We start from the raw sequence: 19,451 nt of genomic DNA, 5'->3' as shown, positions 1-19,451 counted from the left end.
TCTGATTCCTGTTGCAGACCGTACGGTATAAAAGAAAATCAGAGGAACCTCTTTTTCTAGCGTACGTCATTTAGTATACTAAAGAGGAAACGTTGCCAACAGCTATCAGGCAGCGAATATTTTGGGGGGAACGCAATGGAAAGTACAGACAGTGGTTTTTTTACGGATTATGTCATCGCGATTGTCGGGCTGGGACTTATTGGCGGTTCGTATGCCAAGGGATTACGAAAATTACATGTCAGGTCTATCATTGGGATTGACGTTAATCAGGCGGCTCTGGCAGAGGCACTGGCCGATGGTTCCATTGATGAAGCATCGAATGATGGCAGTCAGCTTCTGGGGGAGGCCGATATAGTTATTTTCTGCATGGCTGCAGATGCTATGATGGCGTTTATTGGACAGCACCGTCAGGATTTTAAACAAGGGGCTCTGCTGACAGATGTCGCTGGCATCAAAGGGGATTCGGCTGACCGGATCAGGTCACTGCTCCGGAATGATCTGGATTTTGTCCCGGGACATCCAATGGCAGGAAGGGAAGGCAGTGGCTATGGCATGTCCCGGGCTGAAATTTTTGATGGCGCCAATTATATACTCGTACCTATGGAAGGCAATAAGCCGGAACATGTCGATGTGATTGAACGGATGGCACGTGCCCTTGGCTGTGCCCACGTGGTACGCGTAGGAGCAGCAGAACACGATAAACTTATTGCTTATACGAGCAGTCTGCCCCATGTTTTGGCCATATCTCTCATAAATAGTGAATCGATGGATACGATGACGCGGTATTTTGTTGCCGGCAGTTTCCGTGACGGGACACGCGTTGCAGATATTAATGCCCCGCTCTGGACCAAACTGTTCCTTTCTAATAAGGATAACCTTTTGAAAGAAATTGACCGGTTCAGTGCATCGTTGAAAGCGTTTGCCGAACTGCTTTCTGATGAGGATACCAAGGGCATGACCCAATTTTTACAGCAGGCCGCTTTGCGGAGAAGGGAATTAGTTCATGAAACAAATCCACGTTGAATTAGGAAACGATTCGTATGAAATCTATATTGAAAATGGCCTTCTCGACCGGGCCGGCAACTATATCCGCAGTCTGACAAAAGCAGAAACAGTTGCCATCATTACGGACAGCACATTGGAACCACTCTATGGTAAACGCCTGGAACAGAGCCTGCAGCAGGCAGGATTCCGGACCGGATGCATTGTCATTCCCGCAGGAGAAGCGTACAAAAATGCCAATCAGCTGTTAGACATCTATCAGAAGCTGTCGGACCTGGGTATTACCCGGTCGGATATGATTATTACCTTCGGTGGCGGCGTCGTCGGAGATCTGGGAGGTTTTGCGGCAGCTACGTTCCTGCGGGGCGTGCCGTTTGTTCAGATTGCTACCTCTATCATCGCCCAGGTGGACAGCAGTGTCGGTGGTAAAGTGGCGATTGATCTGCCGAGCGGCAAGAATCAGGCCGGTGCTTTTTATCAGCCTAAAGCCGTATTAATTGACCCGGATTTATTGCAGACACTGCCGGAACGGTTTGTCCGCGATGGATTGGGAGAAGTCATCAAATACGGTTGTATCCGTGATGCGGGCCTGTTTTCCCTTATGGAAACACTGGATGAACATAGCATTACTTCTCATTGGGATGAAATTATAGAAACTTGCTGCCGGATTAAGGCGGATGTGGTGGAACACGATGTGTATGATATGGGGGAACGAATGATCCTGAATTTCGGCCATACAATCGGGCATGCGATTGAACGCTTGTATGGGTTTGGTCACTATACTCATGGGGAAGGCGTTGCCATAGGAATGGCTCTTCTCACGGCACGGACTGAGGCACTGGGACTGACCGAAGCGGGGACGGCCCGACGTCTGGTGGACATCCTGAAACGATATCACCTTCCGTATACGGTGGACGCATCGGCTGACGACTTGTTACCTTATATCGGACATGATAAGAAAAAACGCGGTTCTCATATGACACTCATCATTCTCAATCGGATTGGTTCCTGCCGGCTGCTGCCAGTGGAACTGGCTGATCTTTCGACTTATATCACAGGAGGCACACCATCATGAATATCTGCATGACACCCCATCCGTTCGGGGGCGTACTGGCCGTCCCATCATCGAAAAGCCTGGGACACCGCGATCTTATCTGTGCCGCTCTGGCAGAAGGAGAAAGCGTGGTCGAACATATTTCCCCATCGGAAGATATCGAAGCGACTTGCCGGGTTCTCCGCCATTTTGGTGCTCAAATAGAAGAAATTTCCGATACACTGCCAGGCCGCGTTTCCTATCGAATACAAGGCGGTATCCGCCAGGATCGCAATCCTGTGACGGTTGATTGTGGTGAATCGGGTTCGACACTGCGTTTCCTTATCCCGCTGGGACTTTTGACCGGCCGCACTGTCACGTACACGGGCCGGGGACGCCTTGTTTCACGGCCTCTCCAGCCATATTATGCTATCTTCCAGTCCCGCCATATTGCCTATCAGACAGCTGACGACGGCGGTCTTCCTCTGACGGTGACGGGGACACTCTCTCCCGGCGCGTATACTCTGCCGGGCAATGTCAGTTCCCAGTTCTTTACAGGGCTGCTCCTGACACTGCCACTCCTTACGGGAGATTCGGCTCTCTATAGCTCGACGACACTGGAATCAGCCAGTTATGTCGGCCTTACCCTGGATACGATGGCCCGCCATGGCGTGCAGGTTGAAGAAGAAAAACCAGGTGTGTATCAGATTGCTGGCGGTCAGTCGTACCAGCCGGGCCGGTACGAGGTAGAAGGAGATTATTCCCAGGCTGCATTCTGGCTGGCCGCAGGCTGTCTGGGCCATGATGTGAAACTGACCGGCCTCCGCCGCCACAGCGCCCAGGGAGATGAAGTCATCGTCGATATTATCCGCCGCATGGGTGGCAGGATAACAGAAGAACCAGACGGCCTCATGGCCAGTCCGTCTGCTTTAAAAGGGACGACGATTGATGCCGGCGACTGCCCGGATCTGGTCCCGGTGCTGACGGTTTTGGCGACGGCTGCCAGCGGCACGACTCATATCGTCAATGCCGCCCGTGTCCGCCTCAAGGAATGTGACCGGCTCCACGCCATGGCAGAAGAATTGAATAAATTAGGCGGCAGGATAACAGAAGAACCAGACGGCCTCATCATTGAAGGTACCGGCCAGGTTCATGGTGGATGCGTACAGGCCTGGAACGATCATCGCATTGCTATGTCTCTGGCAGTGGCTTCCCAGATTGCTGAAGGGCCGGTACAGATCGATGGGGCAGAATGCGTCAGGAAATCCTATCCCCGGTTCTGGCAGGATGTGGCGGCTATGGGCGGAACATATACAGAGGAGGCTGGCAGTGATGAATAATACCTTTGGATATCATGCAGGACTGACAATTTTTGGAGAATCTCATGGAAAGGCCATCGGGGCCGTCCTGGACGGACTTCCTGCCGGTATTTCTATCGACTGGGATGCCGTACGGCAGGAAATGGCCCGTCGTGCTCCCGGAAGGAATGCTATGTCTACGGCACGACAGGAAGCCGATGCCTTTGAAATCGAAAGCGGTTATTTCAACGACCACACGACAGGAACACCGCTGTGTGTCCTGATACGCAATAATGATCAGCACAGTCGGGATTATGACCAGCTGCGCCATATGATGCGGCCCGGTCATGCCGATTACAGCGGTAAGGTACGGTATGACGGATACAATGATTACCGCGGGGGCGGTCATTTTTCCGGCCGTATTACAGCACCACTCGTCTTTGCCGGTGCCATAGCTTCCCAAATCCTGGCCAGGGAAAGTATCTGCATAGGGGCCCATATCCTGCGCATCGGACAGGTTGCTGACCGCCATTTTGCTCCCTGCGGTGAGTCGCCATCCCTGTTTCAGCAATTGAAACAGCAGACGCTGCCTGTCCTTGATGGAACTAAGGCGGCTTTGATGGAACAAGAAATCCTGACAGCCAAAAGCCAGCTCGATTCGGTAGGTGGCTTGATAGAAGGGCAGATATTGGGACTGCCGGCAGGCCTGGGTGATCCGTTCTTCGATTCGGTCGAAAGCCGGCTGTCTCATATGTTTTTCTCTATTCCTGCCGTCAAAGGGGTAGCCTTTGGTGATGGATTTGACATGGCATCGCATCATGGCTCTGAAATCAATGACTCCTTTTATTATGACGGGACAGTGATCAGGACGCGCACCAATCACAATGGGGGAATCAATGGCGGTATCACTAATGGGATGCCGGTCAATTTCCACCTGGTCATCAAGCCGACGGCATCCATTTCGAAAGAACAGGATACCATCGATACGGATACACAGGCGGATTGTAAACTGGTCATTAAAGGGAGACATGATCCCTGCATTGTCCAACGGGCCGTACCTGTCGTAGAAGCGGCCACGGCCTGGACCATACTGGATATTTTCCTCGGCAGCAGGAAGACAGGTGGCGCTCATGACTAAGACGAAGCCAATGGCCATCGCTTGTTTTGGCTTGCCCGGGTCTTATACGTATGAAGCGATGATGTCCTATTTTGACGGGAAAGATATAGAACCTCAGTATGCCTCACAGTTTGAAGATGTCGTCCAGGCCGTGGCGCGGCGACAGGTGCGTTACGGGGTCCTGCCCATTGAAAATTCCTCAACGGGCGGTATTACTGATGTGTACGATCTGATTCACCGCTATGATTGCCACATTGCCGGAGAAAAGTACGTGCGTATCGAACATAATCTGCTGGGAGTGCCCGGAGCGACTCTGGCCGATATACACGAAGTCTATTCCCATCCCCAGGGCATTGCCCAGTGCCGGGATTTCCTGAAAGGACATGAAGACTGGCTGCTTCATCCCTATTTCAGTACGTCCCAGAGTGCCGAAATGGTGCATAAGACGGGCGATGTCCACATCGGAGCCATTGCCAATACCATATCGGCCGATATGTACGGGCTTACCATACTGGCCCGCCATATCAACGACAACACCATGAACTATACCCGGTTTTTCATTATTTCTGCAGAAATGGAAGAAAGCGATGATATGGACAAGATTACGCTGGTATTGACGACCAAACACAAGCCCGGTGCGCTGTATCATGTGTTAGGCCATTTCTTCTATAATGCCATGAATATGACTCATCTGGAATCGCGGCCTATCAAGGGGCGTCCGTTCGAGTATTTTTTCCATATTGATGTCATGGGTAATATACGGAATCCAGCAACAGCTATCGTACTGCACAATCTGGAAGAACATTGTAATTATTTTAAAATCCTTGGGAATTATCCATCTGACAAAGGGGGCAATATTCGATGAAAGCAGGACTAATAGGAAAAAAACTGGGGCACACGGCTTCTCCGGCTATTCATGAAAAAATTTTTCAGGCCATGGGTGTGTCCGGAACCTATGATGTACTGGAAATGCCCCCGGACAGTCTGGCAGAAAATTTAAAACGCCTGGCACAGGATGGATATACAGGCTGTAATGTTACCATTCCCTATAAAAGGGATGTCATGCCCTATCTGACGGATATATCCCGGGAAGCACGGATCATCGGGGCCGTCAATACGATTCATTTCACCGATGAAGGAGCATTCGGATATAATACCGATTATGACGGATTTGGCAGGTCTCTGGAACAGGCTGGTATCGGAGTTGCCGGACAGGACTGCGTCGTCCTGGGGACCGGAGGAGCCGCCAGAGCCATCATCCAATATCTGGCAGACAAGAACGCCAGGTCGATTACAATTGTTTCCCGCCAGCCTCATTCCAAGATAGAATTTGATGCATTCACGAAGAAAATCGGAGCATCGGAGATAGATTACCAATCGCTTGAAATGTCTCGCGGCGGGGATGTACTGGTCAACTGCACGCCTGTAGGCATGTTTCCCCGCATGGACGGATGCCCTGTTTCTGAAGCATGCATTGCGGCCTTTCCGGCTGTCGTAGATCTCATTTATAATCCCAAAGATACAGAACTTTTGAAAACGGCACGCCGCCATGGTGCCCGGACACGGAACGGCATGTACATGCTCGTGGCTCAGGCAGTGGGGGCAGAAGAACTATGGACGGGGCAGAAAATTGCTTCATCCATAGTTGAACAGATTGCTAAGGAAATGGAGCACCTCTATGAATGATAAACGGAATATTATCATTATTGGCATGCCCGGCTGTGGGAAAAGTACGTTGGGAAAAGCTCTTGCCATCCGGCTGAACCGCCCCTTTTATGATGCCGATGATGTCATTGTCTGGCAGGAAGGAAAATCCATTCCGGAACTCTTTGCCATCAGTGAAGACTGTTTCCGCGATGCCGAAGTCCGGGCCAGCCGGTTTCTGGCGTCTAAAGAAGGGATTGTCGTCGCCTGTGGGGGAGGCGTCATTAAACGGCCGGAAAATATCTCTATATTCAAGAAAACGGGTACGGTCTTTTTCCTGGATCGTTCTCCCGAAGATATCGTCAGCGATGTTGATGTCTCCGTACGGCCCCTCTTGAAAGATGGCAGGCAAAAAGTGTATGATCTCTATGAAGAACGCATCGGTCTGTACCGGGAGGCTGCCGATTACTGTATCCGCAACGATAAGCCTATGGAATCGGTCCTCGACGAATTTGAAACACTGATTGAAAATATCCCGTAATATAAAAACCGACTGCCGTGTGGAGCAGAAATTGCTTCATGCGGCAGCCGGTTTTTGTCGTATGCTGGGAAAAAGAAAATGAGCAGTGTGATTCAGCCATGGAGCGCCTGTAAAATCTGGTGCAGTGTCGTTACTTCCAGCTGGCCCGGGGCAGAGGCCTTTTTGGCTGAACCAAAGGTCAGAGAAGATCCGAAACATTCTCCGCTGATGCGGCTGATAGCACCGAGGCGTCCCATAGACATGGTGATGAGCGGTTCATCAGGATACTGGGATTTGATAGCTTCCGTCGCCGATAAGAGAGTCAATACGTCCTTCGCTGATTTGGGCATGCAGGCCAGTTTTGCAACATCAGCTCCCAGCTTTTTCATGCCGATGAGACGGCCTGTGATTTCGTCGAAGGATGGCGTCTTATGAAAATCGTGGCTGCTCATGATGACCGTGATGCCATATTCTTTGGCAACTGTCAAAGTCTTTTTGATGTCCTCGCGGTCACGGAAGTATTCAATGTCCACAGCATCGATGGTACCGCTTTTGATAGTATAGTCCAGGAGAGAGAAGTAGTAGCTTTCGGGAACGTCCGTTTCGCCGCCTTCTTCTTTCGTGCGGAACGTGAACAGGATGGCTTCGTCCGGTAATTCCTGCCGGACGACTGTCAGGGCCTGGCCGACGGCATCCAGGGACAGGACATCCTTTAGAAAGTCGATGCGCAATTCGATGACATCATATATCTTATCCTTTAGATAGCGGCATTCCTGGACGAGTTCGTCCAGGGAACGGCCGACAATGGGAACACAAATTTTCGGCATGCCGTTATCGAGAGGCACGTTGCCAATTTTTACCATAATATATATTCCTCCTAATGCAGCAGATTTTTCTCTTTTGACGATATTATAACGTACGCAGCTGATGCAGGCAATGAAAGACTATCAGAATATAGCCGGATGACAGGGGAAAGATACAGATTTTGGGTCATACGGTACTTTTTTCTTGACAAATGGTATGACATTAACTATAATGAATAAAAATTCAATAAATATTCATTAAAATTAATTAAGCTGCACATACGGCATCTAAGGAGTGGCACCATGAAAACAAAAGTATTTATTGACGGTCATTCAGGTACGACAGGACTGCGCATCCATGAACGGCTGGCAGCACGTCAGGATATTGAATTATTACAGATTTCTGAAGAATTGCGAAAAAATCCGGATGAAGTAAAAAAATATATGAAAGCGGCAGATATTGCATTTCTCTGCCTGCCTGACGCAGCGGCCGTCGAAGCGGTCGGTCTGGCTGAAGGAACCGGTGTCAAAATCATCGATACGTCTACAGCTCACCGCATTGCACCGGGATGGGTCTATGGATTCCCTGAATTATCAAAGGAACAGAGCGGAAAGATCGCTCATAGCAGTCGTGTCGGCAACCCCGGCTGTCATGCCAGTGGCGTCATTTCCCTTGTCCAGCCTTTGACCGCTGCCGGGATGATGCCTGCTGACTATCCCGTTACCGCTTTTTCCCTTACGGGGTACAGTGGTGGTGGCAAAAAGATGATAGCTGCCTATGAAGGAGAAAAGACGACAGACCTCCTGTCACCCCGCCAGTACGGACTGGGACAGACGCATAAACATCTGCCAGAAATTGTTACCATCTGTCATCTGGCGGATAAACCGATGTTTTCGCCGATTGTAGATGATTATTACAGTGGCATGGAAGTGACCGTCCCGGTCTTTACGAAACTGCTGAAGGGCGCGCCGGGCATACAGGATGTATGGGAGACATTGGCGGCCCATTATGATGGCTGTGACTTTATCCATGTACGCCCCCTGGGGGAAGATAAAGGTGGTTTTCTGGCGGCCAATGACATGAGCGGCCGCGATGACATGGAAATTTTCGTCACAGGAAATGATCAGCGGATTCTCCTTACTTCCATTTTTGACAATCTGGGGAAGGGTGCATCGGGAGCCGCTATCGAGAATATGAATATTATGCTTGGCATAGATCCGAAAACGGGTCTGAATCTGGGAGATTAAGGAGAATCGTACAGTTATGACAACGACAACTTTTATGGATCACGACATACAGGAAGTGAGCAATGCCCAGAAGGCACGCATTTTGCGCGATGCCCTTCCTTATATCCGGGAGTATTACGGCAAAGTCGTAGTCGTCAAATATGGCGGCAATGCGATGATTAATGAAGAACTCCGCAAAGCCGTACTGGCAGATATTGTGCTTTTGCACCTCATTGGTGTCAAAGTTGTCCTGGTCCACGGCGGCGGACCGCATATCAAGGATATGCTCAATCAGGTGGGGCTGGAATCGAAATTCCTGAATGGTCTGCGTGTAACCGATGAAGCGACGATGAAAATCGTTCAGATGGTACTGGCTGGTCAGGTCAATAAGGATCTGGTCAATCTCCTGGGATCATTGGGAGGCAAAGCCATTGGTCTGTGCGGTATCGACGACGATATGATCCAGGTAAAAAAACAAAGTGATGAACTGGGACTGGTCGGGGAAATCACTCATATCAATCCGGAACTCATCCATGACAGTCTGGCCAATGGATACATTCCCGTCATTTCGTCTATTGGAACCGATGGCAAAGGCGTTTCCTATAATATCAATGCCGATACGGCGGCGGCTGAAATTGCCGGTGCTCTCCAGGCAGAGTGCATGATTTCCCTGACCAATATCGACGGTGTGCTCCGCAATCCTGAAGATCCGTCCACCTTGTTCCATAGCCTGACTATGCAGGAGGTGCAGAAGCTTACTGACGAAGGAATCATTGCCGGTGGCATGATCCCCAAAGTCAAATGCTGTACTGACGCTATCGACTGTGGTGTAAAGCGGGTATTCATCATCAATGGTACAGTACCTCACGCTATTCTCATCGAAATGCTGACCGAAGAAGGGCTGGGAACTATGTTTGTTAAACAATAATGCCTCGATGACTGTTGTTTCAGCAGCCATTGGAATTACTATACGTATCCGGGCATCTGCTATATGTATACAGGGTTGTTTTAAAGGAGGAAATAAATATGTCTGTAGAAACAGAAAAGAAAGAATTTGAAAAATTAGATAAAGAATATATCGTTAATGTATATAACCGCCTCGATGCCGTTCTCGATCATGGCAAAGGCTCTCTGGTATACGATGTCAATGGCAAGGAATATATCGACCTCAGTGCCGGCATTGCCGTCAACGTGTTTGGCGTTTGCGATGACGTATGGCAGAAGGCTGTCATCAATCAGCTGGGCAAACTCAGTCATATGTCCAACGTTTTCTATACAGAACCACAGATTGTCCTGGCAAAAAAAATCTGCGAAAAAACAGGCATGAAGAAAGTCTTTTTCTCCAATTCCGGTGCTGAAACAAATGAATGCGCCATTAAAGCAGCCCGTAAATATTCCCACGATAAATATGGCGATGGCCGCTATACTATCATTACTCTGAAAAATAGCTTCCACGGCCGGACAATGGCTACTCTTACTGCCTGCGGTCAGGATTCACTCCATCAGGACTTCGGTCCCTTCCTGCCGGGATTTGTCTATGCCGAACCGGATAATTTCGAATCGGTCAAAAAACTGGCTGAAGAAAATAAGACCTGTGCCATCATGATGGAACTGGTACAAGGTGAAGGCGGTGTCCATCCGCTGAATCCGGATTTCGTCCATCAGGTTGCGGATTATGCCAAAGCTCATGACATCCTGCTCATTATCGATGAAGTGCAGACAGGTAACGGCCGTACGGGCGCCCTCTATGCTTATATGAGATATGGCATACAGCCAGATATTGTAACGACGGCCAAGGCCATCGGTGGCGGGCTGCCATTTGCCGTGACGATGTTTGCTGACTCCTGTCAGCACGCCCTGACGGATCATACCCACGGCTCGACTTTTGGCGGTAATCCTATCTGTGCTGCCGGAGCCATTTCCATTATTGACCGTCTCGATGATGACCTCATGGCCGATGTCCGTAAAAAAGGCGAATATATCAAAAAAGAACTGGAAAGCTGCCAGAATGTAGAATGGGTATCCGGCTTGGGTCTCATGCTGGGCGTCAAACTGAAAAAAGATCTTATGGAAGTCGTCAACGGATGCGTCGATGCCGGCGTCCTGGTCCTGACAGCCAATGGACTCCTGCGCCTGCTGCCTCCGCTGAATATCCCCATGGACGTACTGCAGAAGGGTATAGAAAAAATTAAAGCCGTCATTGATGGCTGATACAATCTAAAACAGAAGCTGCTGTGAGAAACAGAACCCAATCCCCGATAAACGGGCTCTCATGGCAGCTTTTGTTTTTATGCTGTTCATGCTATGATATGTCATAGTATATAAAGAAAGGAAAGTTTCTATGATAACAAAAGCAGAACGAATAAAGAAAGATATAACGACGATTGCCCAGTTTCAGTCGAAGAAAGGACGGGGCTGTAACCGTTTTTCCTATACACCGGCATTCCGGCAAGCTGCTGATTATATCGCAGAAGAAATGAAAAAAGCCGGACTTACCGTACGGGAAAATGCCGTAGGTGCCATATTAGGGACCTTGCAGGGAGAACAACCGGAACTCGCCCCTGTTGTTTCAGGCAGCCACCTCGATTCTGTGCCAGAAGGAGGCAATTTCGATGGGATTGCAGGCATCTGTACCGCACTGGAAGCGGCGAGGGCTTTTCACGATGCAGGAATCCGGCCCCGCCGGCCTTTTTGCTGTATAGCTATTCCGGAAGAAGAAGGACCTCAGTTTGGCTCTGGCCTGTTTGGAAGCCGGGCTATGTGCGGGCAACTTTATGACGATGAAATTCATCGTTTCCGCAATGCTCAGGGGCAATCGATTGCAGAGGTCCTTACGGCCTATGGTAAGAATCCTGAAAAAATTGCCAGTGAGACGATACATACAGGAGACTGGGCTGCTTTTTTAGAATTGCATATCGAACAAGGGCCTGTCCTTGACCGGGAACATCTTGAACTGGGAATCGTTGAAGCAATTGTAGGATTGAAATATTATTTTGTTACTATTAAAGGAATTTCTAACCATGCAGGTGCCACACCGATGACAATGCGGGCTGATACTGTATTAGCTATGGCAAACGCTGTATCGGCCGGCGCTGATACAGCGTTGACATTGGGAGACGGTACGGTCTTTACCACCGGAATAATCCAGACTCATCCCGGGGCAGGTAATATTATCCCGGATAAGACGGTGTTTTCCATTGATTGCCGGAGCCGGAACATGAATAGTATTGAAACGGTCATGAAGGCTGTAAAGGCCTCATTGGAAACGAGTAAGAAACAGAATCCCGGCCTTTCCTATGCTATAGAAGAGCGGTTACATGCCGATCCTGTCGAAATGGATCAGTCTTTGCAGAACCTTCTGGAAACTCAGACACAGATGCTTCATATTCCATACAAACGCATGTGTTCTGGAGCCGGTCATGACACAATGGTTTTCAATCATTTGATGCCGACTGCTATGATTTTCGTACCCAGCCGGGATGGAAGAAGCCATGTGCCGGAAGAATGGACCGATTACAGGTATATCCAACAGGGGGCCGAAGTCCTCTATCAGACACTTCGACAGCTTACGGCACAATAGGAATGAATATATCTTATTAAATTACCTGTCAAGTCTTGTTATTCTTATATATTAAGACTAAAATAGGGCTATCAAATTGAAAGGAAGAGGATAGGAGAGAAAACATATGAAACATTTAAAGATTGCGTACAGTTTTGACGTGCAGTATTATTTTGTGGACAGCGACCGGGAAATCGTGCCTGTAGAACAGACGGATTTTACCGATGTGGCTGTCGCCGTCTTATCAGATCAGGACTATGACTACATTGATACCATCGATGCTACCGGGTTTGGCATCCCTATCATGGTCATCATGCCAAGTGGAGAAAAGCTGCCGTCTCATTATCTGGATAAGGTAGACATGGTCCTTTCGGAAGAAATGGTCAATAAGAGCCGTTGCATTGAAACGGCGGAACGTCTGGCCAGTAATTATGAACAGACTGTATTACCTCCGTTTTTCGGGGAGCTTGTCGAATACGTCAGCGAAAAGAACAACCCATTCGACTGCCCGGGCCATCAGGATGGCGCCTTTTTCAAGAAGCATCCGGCAGGTCGGTATCTGTACGATTTCTTTGGTTCTCATATTTTTCAGTCAGACATCTGTAATGCCGACGTTACTCTGGGGGATCTGCTCATTCATGAGGGGCCGGCTCTCGATTCACAGGATTTTGCTGCCAAGGTCTTTCATGCAGACAAGACCTACTTCGTCCTCAATGGGTCATCGGCATCCAATCGTGTCGTGACTAATGCGCTTCTTACGCCGGGTGACCTGGTACTCTATGACCGGAATAATCATAAATCAGTAGCCATCGGGGCGCTCATACAGGCCGGAGCTACGCCGGTATACCTGGAAACGGCCCGCAATCCCTATGGGTTTATTGGCGGCATTGATGCTCATTGCTTTGATGAAACGTATCTGCGGCAGCTTGCTGCTGAACGGGACCCGGAAAAGGCGAAGCAGCCCCGCCCGTTCCGTCTGGCAGTCATTCAGCTGGATACGTATGATGGGACTCTGTATAATGCCCGCTACGTAGTAGACCGCATTGGTCATCTCTGTGATTACATCCTCTTTGATTCAGCCTGGGCCGGATATGAACAATTCATTCCCATGCTCAAAGATAGCAGCCCGCTGCTCCTGGACCTGGGAAAAGACGACCCGGGCATCTTTGTCGTCCAGTCCGTACACAAACAACAGGCTGGCTTTTCCCAAACGTCACAGATTCACAAAAAGGATAGTCATATTCACGACCAGCCGCGCTATGTGAATCACAAGACTATTAATAACGCATTCATGGCTCAGGCGACGACGAGCCCGTTTTATCCGCTCTTTGCTACTCTCGATGTCAATGCCAAAATCCATGCCGGTGACGCCGGGCGCAAGATGTGGCGGGACTGTGTAAAAATGGGAATAGAAGCCCGCAAAGATATTCTTCGCCGCTGTCACTATATCCGTCCCTTTGTGGCACCTGTAGTGCATGACCGGCCGTGGCAGAAGGGAAATACGGAAGCTATGGCCGATGATATTGATTACTTCACTTTTGAACCCGGTGCCAGATGGCATGCCTTTGAAGGGTATGGTCCCAATCAGTATCGCGTCGATCCCTGTAAACTGCTGCTGACGACGCCGGGAATCGATGCCGAAACGGGAGAGTATGAAAACTTCGGTATCCATGCCAATATTCTGGCTACGTATCTACGGGGAAATGGAGTCATTCCGGAAAAATGCGATCTCAATTCTATCCTGTTTTTGCTGACGCCGGCAGAAAATAAGAATAAACTCCGTTTTCTCACGAGCCAGCTTGTCCGCTTTGAACGGTTTGTGGATAACAACGTCCCTATGCAGGAAGTCCTGCTGGGCGTATACAATAAGTACCCCGGCCGCTATACGGGATATACGCTGCGGCAGCTTTGTCAGGAAATGCACGACTTCTTCAAAGACCGGAATGTTAAGGATTTGCAGAAAAAACTATTTCGCAAAGAATTTTTCCCGGAATACGTCATGCGTCCCCAGGAAGCTCATTATGCCTTTATCCGGGGTGAACGGGAACTGGTGCCTCTCGATGAAATCGAAGGCCGCATTGCTCTGGAAGGAGCGCTGCCATATCCGCCGGGCGTCCTTTGCGTCGTACCAGGTGAACGCTGGTCCCATACGGCTGTCCAATATTTCAAGGCATTGGAAGAAAGCCTGAATGAATTGCCCGGCTTTGCCCTGGAAATCCAGGGCGTATACCTGGAACACGAAGGTGACCGCATCCGTGCGTATGGATATGTATTAAAAGAATAGAACAGGAATGTTGCTGTGTATTATAAAATAAAAGTCTGTCGCATGCCAGGTGCGGCAGACTTTTTGTCTACAGTGTCAAAATTATTGCTTACGTATACGATGCTAATGAATATTTGCATATATTTTAAAACAAAATTGACATGGAAAAGATAGCACATTACATCAATAGGATAATAATATATCCATTTCGTGACAAATATATGTAAATTTGATACAATAGGGTCAAGCAAAAAGATTTGTTTTTTTTGTTTATTATTTTATAGGAAGGAGGTGGCAATATGGCTCCTGACCAGTGTATATTTGTGCCGATGATGTGCAATACAATATATGAAAAGAAGAAAATTTTTGCGCCTCGAATATACCGGGGGGGGTATTTGTTCGACACTATTTTCTATTAATATAAGAAATCATTACGATAAATATAAAAAAAGATACAGCTATTACAGCATGCTGCCTGTTTTATATTCTCTGCTCCTTTCCTTGGGTAACCTGACATGCCGGTCAGGAACAAGGAAAATTAGTTCGTGAAATAAAAATTCATAAGTGTATTTCATGTAACAGGAGGAGAGAATCATGAATTTATCAGGGAAAAAATTGACGACAGCTATTTTAGCAGGCTTGATGGGTGCCACTGTTGTTGGTATTTCTGTAGTAGGTGCAGAAAATCCGGTTGTTCTTGATGGGACGACTTTAAAAGTTTCTACTAATATAGGAACTAAACCTATTATGAATCCGGTGAATGTAACTAAAGGGATTATAGATGGAACGACAACAGGTGGAAATATTGTTAAGTCTGATAGCACCGTAGGTGCTAATTTGAATGCACTAGATGCAGCTGTTGTAGGGAAAGCAGACAAAGCAGCTTTAGATGCTAAGGCCAACAAAACGGATTTTGATGCTCTTAAAACGAAAGTAGGTAATGCCAAAGTAGATACGGCGCTCCATGTTGATAAAGATGGCAAACTGGTAGTTGGTACAGATAAAAAAGTCAATAAGGCTGTCAGTGTAGAAAAAGGCTTCAAAGATGGAACGACAGAAGCCGGCCAGGGCAACATCATCAGTGCCGATAACACGGTAGGCCAGAATCTGACAGCTTTAGATACTGCAATTGCAGCCAATAAACAAGAAACTGATGAAGCTCTTGCAAAGAAAGCTGACCAAGCAGACTTAGAAAAAGCCAAAGTAGATACGGCGCTCCATGTTGATAAAGATGGCAAACTGGTAGTTGGTACAGATAAAAAAGTCAATAAGGCTGTCAGTGTAGAAAAAGGCTTCAAAGATGGAACGACAGAGGCCGGCCAGGGCAACATCGTCAGTGCCGATAACACGGTAGGTCAGAATCTGACTGCTTTGGATAATGCGGTTGCCACTAACCAGAAAGCCATTGGTACTGAAACGAAGGAGCGTGCAGCTGCTGACCAGACGCTGCAAGATAATATCGATGCAGAAGCTACTGCCCGTGATCAGGCCGTTGCACAGGAACGAGCTGAACGCAAGGGCGCTGATGCCGCACAGGATAAAGTCATCAAACAGGTCAATGACAATCTGGTAAGCTCTGTCAACACGATTAACAAGAACGTAGCTGATGGATTTAATGCACTGAGTGCCGTAGATTTGCAGGAAGCCCAGACCCGTGCAGCAGCAGACCAGACGCTGCAGAATCAGATTGCAAACAATACACAGGCTATCGGCACGACGAAAGATGGTAACTATGTCAAGAGCAATAATAGCGTTGGCCAGAATCTGAATGCCCTGGATGCCCAAGTAGGTCAGAATAGTGCTAATATCAATCAGTTGTTCAGTGATTACAGCTCTATGAAGACGGATATCAATAAAGTTGGTGCTCGTTCGGCTGCATTGGCTGGTCTTCATCCTCTCGACTTTGATCCGGCTAATAAACTCAACTTTGCTGTTGCTTCCGGTTCGTTTAAAGGAGAAAACAGCGTTGCTCTCGGCGCATTCTATCGCCCGAACGAAAATGTTATGTTCAGTGCTGCCAGCACTATGGGTGATTCTGACAATGCGTATACCTTTGGACTGAGCTTTAAGATTGGCCCGTCCTCGGCTAAGACAAAGACCACTTCGCCCGATGCGGAAGAACTGTACAAAGTTGTTGGTCAGTTACAGGATCAGTTAGCGGCTCAGCAGAAAGAAATTGAACAGCTCAAAGCAGAAAAAACTGCTAAATAACCTGCCATAGCAGAAACAACTGTAAAAGTAACATAGAATATACTATAAAAGGACCAGGGCCTGTCAAACGACAGGTCCTGGTCCTTTGTGTGCGGCATCGTAAGTACACATGCATCAGAATGGTAGTGACGACGCTTTTTATTCTTTTGTATCGGTAATCTTGTCTACGGAATAGCCGGCATTGACGACGGCTTTAAACATGGCTTTTTCATCCGCCTCATCGGTTACATGGACGGTAGCCCGTTTATCCATAAGGCTGACTTTGGCTTTCACGACGCCAGGTACGGCTTCCAACGCTTCTTTTACGTGGGCCGCGCAATGGTCGCACATCATGCCGCTGATATAGATATATTTTTCTTTTCCTTCCTGACTGGAACCGAAAAGGTTACTGAAGAATCCCATGTATATCCCCTCCACATCTCGTATATGAGAATGAATTTTATTATATACATCTATTATACGGAAGAAATGGCAAAAATACAAGTCAATGCAATCCGGTGTTTGTCTTATGAGTGCTACAGCAGTGTGCGGATAGCGTTGGCAATGCGGGTGGCCACGTATGGATTGTTCATGGTGTAGATGTGGATGCCGTCTACGCCGTTGGCCAGGAGATCTACAATTTGATCGATGGCATAGGCGATTCCGGCATCGCGCAGGGCGATATTGTCATGACCATACCGGGTCAGGATCTTCTGGAATTTCAGTGGAAGAGTAGCTCCGCAAAGAGTGACCATCCGTTCTATTTGTTTCTTGTTGGTTACGGGCATGATACCCGCTTCGATAGGAACGCGGATTCCAGCCTGGGTCGATTTGTCGAGGAAGTTGTAAAAATCGTGATTATCGAAGAAAAGCTGGGTGATGAGTTCGCTGGCACCGGCATCGACTTTGATCTTCAGATGGTCTATGTCTTCTGCCAGTGTTTTAGAATTGGGATGGCCTTCGGGATAGCATGCGCCGATGATATTGAATTCATCACCTGTCTGTTGACGGATGAAGGCGATGAGGTCACTGGCATGGGGAAATACGCATTTTGGTTCGATGCCGGGCGTTTTATCTCCGCGCAGGGCCAGAATATTTTCGATACGGTGTTCCCGTAATTTCTGCAATGTATCCAGTACTTCATCTTTGTCCAGGTTGATGCAGGGCAGATGGGCCGCCGTTTCGCAGTTCAGGCTTTTGATTTTGGAAGCGACTTCTACGGTGAGATTTCCTCCTTTGCCGCCGGCACCGCAGGTGACGCTGATAAAATCCGGATGGAGACCGCTCAGTTTTTCCAGCGTCGGATAGACCGTTTCAACGGGAATTTCTTTTTTGGGCGGAAAGACTTCAAAGGAAAAAACAGTTTTCTTAGAAAATAAATCACAAGTTTTCATCTACATACCCCTCGTCATGAAATAGTGTTATCAGAAGCTGGGAATAATAGCTCCGTTATATTTTTCTTCAATAAATTTCTTTACTTCCGGTGATTGCAGTGCTTTTGCCAGTTTCTGGATTTCCGGACGATTTTCATCACCGCGGCGTACGACCAGAACGTTGGCATAAGGCGAATCCTTGGATTCGGTGAATAAGGCATCCTGGAGCGGATTGAGTCCGGCTTCGAGAGCGTAATTGGTGTTGATAAGTGCGATATCTACATCATCCAGGGAACGGGGAATCTGGGCGGCATCGAGTTCGATGAACTGGAGGTTTTTGTCATTTTTTTCAACATCCTGCACGGTAGATGCGATACTGCCTCCGTTCTTCAGGCTGATCAGGCCGGCTGTCTGGAGTACGAGAAGTGCACGGCCACCGTTTGTAGGATCATTGGGGATGGCGACTTTGGCATTTTGTCCAAGCTGGGCCAGTTCCTTGAGCTTATGGGAATAGATGCCCATTGGTTCGACGTGGACCTTGCACAAGGCAACCAAGTCCGTACCGTGTTCACTGTTGAATTTTTCCATATAGGGTTCATGCTGATAGAAATTGGCGTCTAGTTCTTTATCCTGCAAGGCCAGATTGGGTTTGACATAATCTGTAAATTCGATAATATTCAGGTCTACTCCTTCAGTGATGAGCATGGGCTTGATTTCTTTCAGGATTTCCCCATGTGGTACCGGTGATGCACCGATAGTAATTTTGACATTCTGAGATACTTCCCGGCCACCGGCCGGTTTCTGTCCTCCGCAGCCGGTCATGAGAACAGCTGCAGCTCCTATAGCGATGGCAGCAGCGGTTATCCAGACTTTCCATTGTTTCATACTATCCCTCCTGTAATCTAAAGCCTCCAGAGGGCATAAAAAAGACTCTTTCCCGAAAGAGAAAGAGTACAGTGATTTTCTTTATCTCCCGGAATTTCTTCCGCAGGAATTGGCACCGTATTATCGGTTGCCGGGTTTCATAGGGCCCGTCCCTCCGCCACTCTGGATAAATGTATATACCGTCATAAGACAGTACGTAATGAAATTGTTGAAGTTATTTTACCATGATTGCAGAATTTGTCAAGGAAGAAAAAAGATTGGCTGATTTCTCTTGACTTTAAGAAAAAAAGCCGTATAATTACAAGTAATCTACATAGTATTGTCGATGAACGAAACGAGTACGTGTACAGCGACAGCTACAGCGAGCCGATGGCAGTGAGAGTTCGGCGCCGGTCCGTACAGGGAATGGATTCGGGAGATGCGGCCTGAACGGTGACCAAGTAGGGTTCGACGGTGTAGTTCCACCGCTATCAAAGAAACGTGTATCGCTCTTTTTGAGGGCCGTACATAGTGAGATGGGCTTTAAAGCCAATGTGG

Annotated in this window: 17 protein-coding genes and 1 riboswitch; of the genes, 13 read left to right on the top strand and 4 right to left on the bottom strand. The window is 48.2% G+C overall.

Going from position 1 to position 19,451, the window contains the following annotated elements; all coding sequences use genetic code 11:
- Window positions 1-135 precede the first annotated feature (135 nt).
- Genes B2U90_RS02520 through B2U90_RS02490 form a run of 7 tightly spaced genes read left to right on the top strand, consistent with a single transcriptional unit; the run spans window position 136 to window position 6,635 of the window.
- A complete protein-coding gene (locus tag B2U90_RS02520) occupies window positions 136-1,023 on the top strand; it encodes a prephenate dehydrogenase (protein ID WP_059075658.1) in 888 nt (295 codons plus the stop codon).
- The gene (gene aroB, locus B2U90_RS02515) at window positions 1,004-2,077 is read left to right on the top strand and encodes a 3-dehydroquinate synthase (RefSeq protein ID WP_292017024.1); all 1,074 of its coding nucleotides are present in this window, start codon (window positions 1,004-1,006) and stop codon (window positions 2,075-2,077) included. The genes B2U90_RS02520 and aroB overlap by 20 nt, the downstream gene beginning before the upstream one ends.
- The gene (gene aroA, locus B2U90_RS02510) at window positions 2,074-3,375 is read left to right on the top strand and encodes a 3-phosphoshikimate 1-carboxyvinyltransferase (RefSeq protein WP_059075660.1); all 1,302 of its coding nucleotides are present in this window, start codon (window positions 2,074-2,076) and stop codon (window positions 3,373-3,375) included. The genes aroB and aroA overlap by 4 nt, the downstream gene beginning before the upstream one ends.
- Window positions 3,368-4,471 (top strand): chorismate synthase, encoded by a 1,104-nt coding sequence (gene aroC, locus B2U90_RS02505; protein ID WP_292017023.1) that lies wholly within the window; start codon window positions 3,368-3,370, stop codon window positions 4,469-4,471. The genes aroA and aroC overlap by 8 nt, the downstream gene beginning before the upstream one ends.
- Entirely contained in the window at window positions 4,464-5,315 is an 852-nt protein-coding gene (gene pheA, locus B2U90_RS02500; RefSeq protein WP_059075662.1) for a prephenate dehydratase, read from the top strand. Before aroC ends, pheA begins: the two co-directional genes overlap by 8 nt.
- Window positions 5,312-6,136, top strand: a complete 825-nt coding sequence (aroE, locus tag B2U90_RS02495) for a shikimate dehydrogenase (protein ID WP_292017022.1) — start codon at window positions 5,312-5,314, stop codon at window positions 6,134-6,136. The genes pheA and aroE overlap by 4 nt, the downstream gene beginning before the upstream one ends.
- Entirely contained in the window at window positions 6,129-6,635 is a 507-nt protein-coding gene (locus B2U90_RS02490; RefSeq protein WP_292017021.1) for a shikimate kinase, read from the top strand. Before aroE ends, B2U90_RS02490 begins: the two co-directional genes overlap by 8 nt.
- Window positions 6,636-6,727: 92 nt before the next feature.
- Here the strand turns inward: B2U90_RS02490 and aroD are convergent, their stop codons facing one another.
- Complete coding sequence (aroD, locus tag B2U90_RS02485; RefSeq protein WP_292017020.1) at window positions 6,728-7,477, bottom strand: type I 3-dehydroquinate dehydratase; 750 nt, start codon at window positions 7,475-7,477, stop codon at window positions 6,728-6,730.
- A 243-nt stretch (window positions 7,478-7,720) separates the two neighbouring features.
- Here aroD and argC point away from each other — a divergent pair, with 243 nt between their 5' ends.
- The 6 genes from argC (at window position 7,721) to B2U90_RS02455 (ending at window position 16,677) form a co-directional block, all read left to right on the top strand.
- Window positions 7,721-8,665: an N-acetyl-gamma-glutamyl-phosphate reductase gene (argC, locus tag B2U90_RS02480; protein ID WP_292017019.1), complete on the top strand. Its 945-nt coding sequence runs from the start codon at window positions 7,721-7,723 to the stop codon at window positions 8,663-8,665.
- Between the two features lie 46 nt (window positions 8,666-8,711).
- Window positions 8,712-9,572 carry an acetylglutamate kinase gene (gene argB, locus B2U90_RS02475; RefSeq protein WP_292017047.1) on the top strand — a complete coding sequence of 287 codons (861 nt, stop codon included), beginning with the start codon at window positions 8,712-8,714 and terminating at the stop codon, window positions 9,570-9,572.
- Between the two features lie 98 nt (window positions 9,573-9,670).
- The gene (locus B2U90_RS02470; protein WP_075581516.1) at window positions 9,671-10,855 is read left to right on the top strand and encodes an aspartate aminotransferase family protein; all 1,185 of its coding nucleotides are present in this window, start codon (window positions 9,671-9,673) and stop codon (window positions 10,853-10,855) included.
- Between the two features lie 130 nt (window positions 10,856-10,985).
- Window positions 10,986-12,224, top strand: coding sequence for a Zn-dependent hydrolase (locus B2U90_RS02465; protein WP_170087950.1), 1,239 nt, complete (start codon window positions 10,986-10,988; stop codon window positions 12,222-12,224).
- A gap of 106 nt (window positions 12,225-12,330) precedes the next feature.
- Window positions 12,331-14,487 carry an ornithine decarboxylase gene (gene speC / locus B2U90_RS02460; protein ID WP_059075669.1) on the top strand — a complete coding sequence of 719 codons (2,157 nt, stop codon included), beginning with the start codon at window positions 12,331-12,333 and terminating at the stop codon, window positions 14,485-14,487.
- Window positions 14,488-15,060: 573 nt separating this feature from the next.
- Window positions 15,061-16,677: a YadA C-terminal domain-containing protein gene (locus B2U90_RS02455; RefSeq protein ID WP_292017018.1), complete on the top strand. Its 1,617-nt coding sequence runs from the start codon at window positions 15,061-15,063 to the stop codon at window positions 16,675-16,677.
- A 138-nt stretch (window positions 16,678-16,815) separates the two neighbouring features.
- Here the strand turns inward: B2U90_RS02455 and B2U90_RS02450 are convergent, their stop codons facing one another.
- The 3 genes from B2U90_RS02450 to B2U90_RS02440 all read right to left on the bottom strand — a co-directional run bounded on the left by B2U90_RS02450 (window position 16,816) and on the right by B2U90_RS02440 (window position 18,914).
- A complete protein-coding gene (locus B2U90_RS02450; protein WP_059075671.1) occupies window positions 16,816-17,079 on the bottom strand; it encodes a heavy-metal-associated domain-containing protein in 264 nt (87 codons plus the stop codon).
- Between the two features lie 113 nt (window positions 17,080-17,192).
- A complete protein-coding gene (gene metF, locus B2U90_RS02445; protein WP_075581513.1) occupies window positions 17,193-18,050 on the bottom strand; it encodes a methylenetetrahydrofolate reductase [NAD(P)H] in 858 nt (285 codons plus the stop codon).
- A gap of 30 nt (window positions 18,051-18,080) precedes the next feature.
- On the bottom strand, window positions 18,081-18,914 hold the full coding sequence (locus B2U90_RS02440; RefSeq protein WP_292017017.1) for a MetQ/NlpA family ABC transporter substrate-binding protein: 834 nt from the start codon (window positions 18,912-18,914) through the stop codon (window positions 18,081-18,083).
- Between the two features lie 78 nt (window positions 18,915-18,992).
- Window positions 18,993-19,087, bottom strand: a riboswitch (SAM riboswitch).
- Window positions 19,088-19,451 lie beyond the last annotated feature (364 nt).

It is taken from the genome of Megasphaera sp. UBA4233 (genome assembly GCF_002395615.1).
GTDB classification, from domain to species: domain Bacteria; phylum Bacillota; class Negativicutes; order Veillonellales; family Megasphaeraceae; genus Megasphaera; species Megasphaera hexanoica.
The sequence above is the reverse complement of the archived record's forward strand: the minus strand, read 5'-3'. Positions and strand labels throughout refer to the sequence as shown.

Coding starts and splice junctions, on each gene's coding strand:
- B2U90_RS02520 (WP_059075658.1), top strand. CDS start 136: ATGGAAAGTACAGACAGTGGTTTTTTTACGGATTATGTCATCGCGATT.
- aroB (WP_292017024.1), top strand. CDS start 1,004: ATGAAACAAATCCACGTTGAATTAGGAAACGATTCGTATGAAATCTAT.
- aroA (WP_059075660.1), top strand. CDS start 2,074: ATGAATATCTGCATGACACCCCATCCGTTCGGGGGCGTACTGGCCGTC.
- aroC (WP_292017023.1), top strand. CDS start 3,368: ATGAATAATACCTTTGGATATCATGCAGGACTGACAATTTTTGGAGAA.
- pheA (WP_059075662.1), top strand. CDS start 4,464: ATGACTAAGACGAAGCCAATGGCCATCGCTTGTTTTGGCTTGCCCGGG.
- aroE (WP_292017022.1), top strand. CDS start 5,312: ATGAAAGCAGGACTAATAGGAAAAAAACTGGGGCACACGGCTTCTCCG.
- B2U90_RS02490 (WP_292017021.1), top strand. CDS start 6,129: ATGAATGATAAACGGAATATTATCATTATTGGCATGCCCGGCTGTGGG.
- aroD (WP_292017020.1), bottom strand. CDS start 7,477: ATGGTAAAAATTGGCAACGTGCCTCTCGATAACGGCATGCCGAAAATT.
- argC (WP_292017019.1), top strand. CDS start 7,721: ATGAAAACAAAAGTATTTATTGACGGTCATTCAGGTACGACAGGACTG.
- B2U90_RS02470 (WP_075581516.1), top strand. CDS start 9,671: ATGTCTGTAGAAACAGAAAAGAAAGAATTTGAAAAATTAGATAAAGAA.
- B2U90_RS02465 (WP_170087950.1), top strand. CDS start 10,986: ATGATAACAAAAGCAGAACGAATAAAGAAAGATATAACGACGATTGCC.
- speC (WP_059075669.1), top strand. CDS start 12,331: ATGAAACATTTAAAGATTGCGTACAGTTTTGACGTGCAGTATTATTTT.
- B2U90_RS02455 (WP_292017018.1), top strand. CDS start 15,061: ATGAATTTATCAGGGAAAAAATTGACGACAGCTATTTTAGCAGGCTTG.
- B2U90_RS02450 (WP_059075671.1), bottom strand. CDS start 17,079: ATGGGATTCTTCAGTAACCTTTTCGGTTCCAGTCAGGAAGGAAAAGAA.
- metF (WP_075581513.1), bottom strand. CDS start 18,050: ATGAAAACTTGTGATTTATTTTCTAAGAAAACTGTTTTTTCCTTTGAA.
- B2U90_RS02440 (WP_292017017.1), bottom strand. CDS start 18,914: ATGAAACAATGGAAAGTCTGGATAACCGCTGCTGCCATCGCTATAGGA.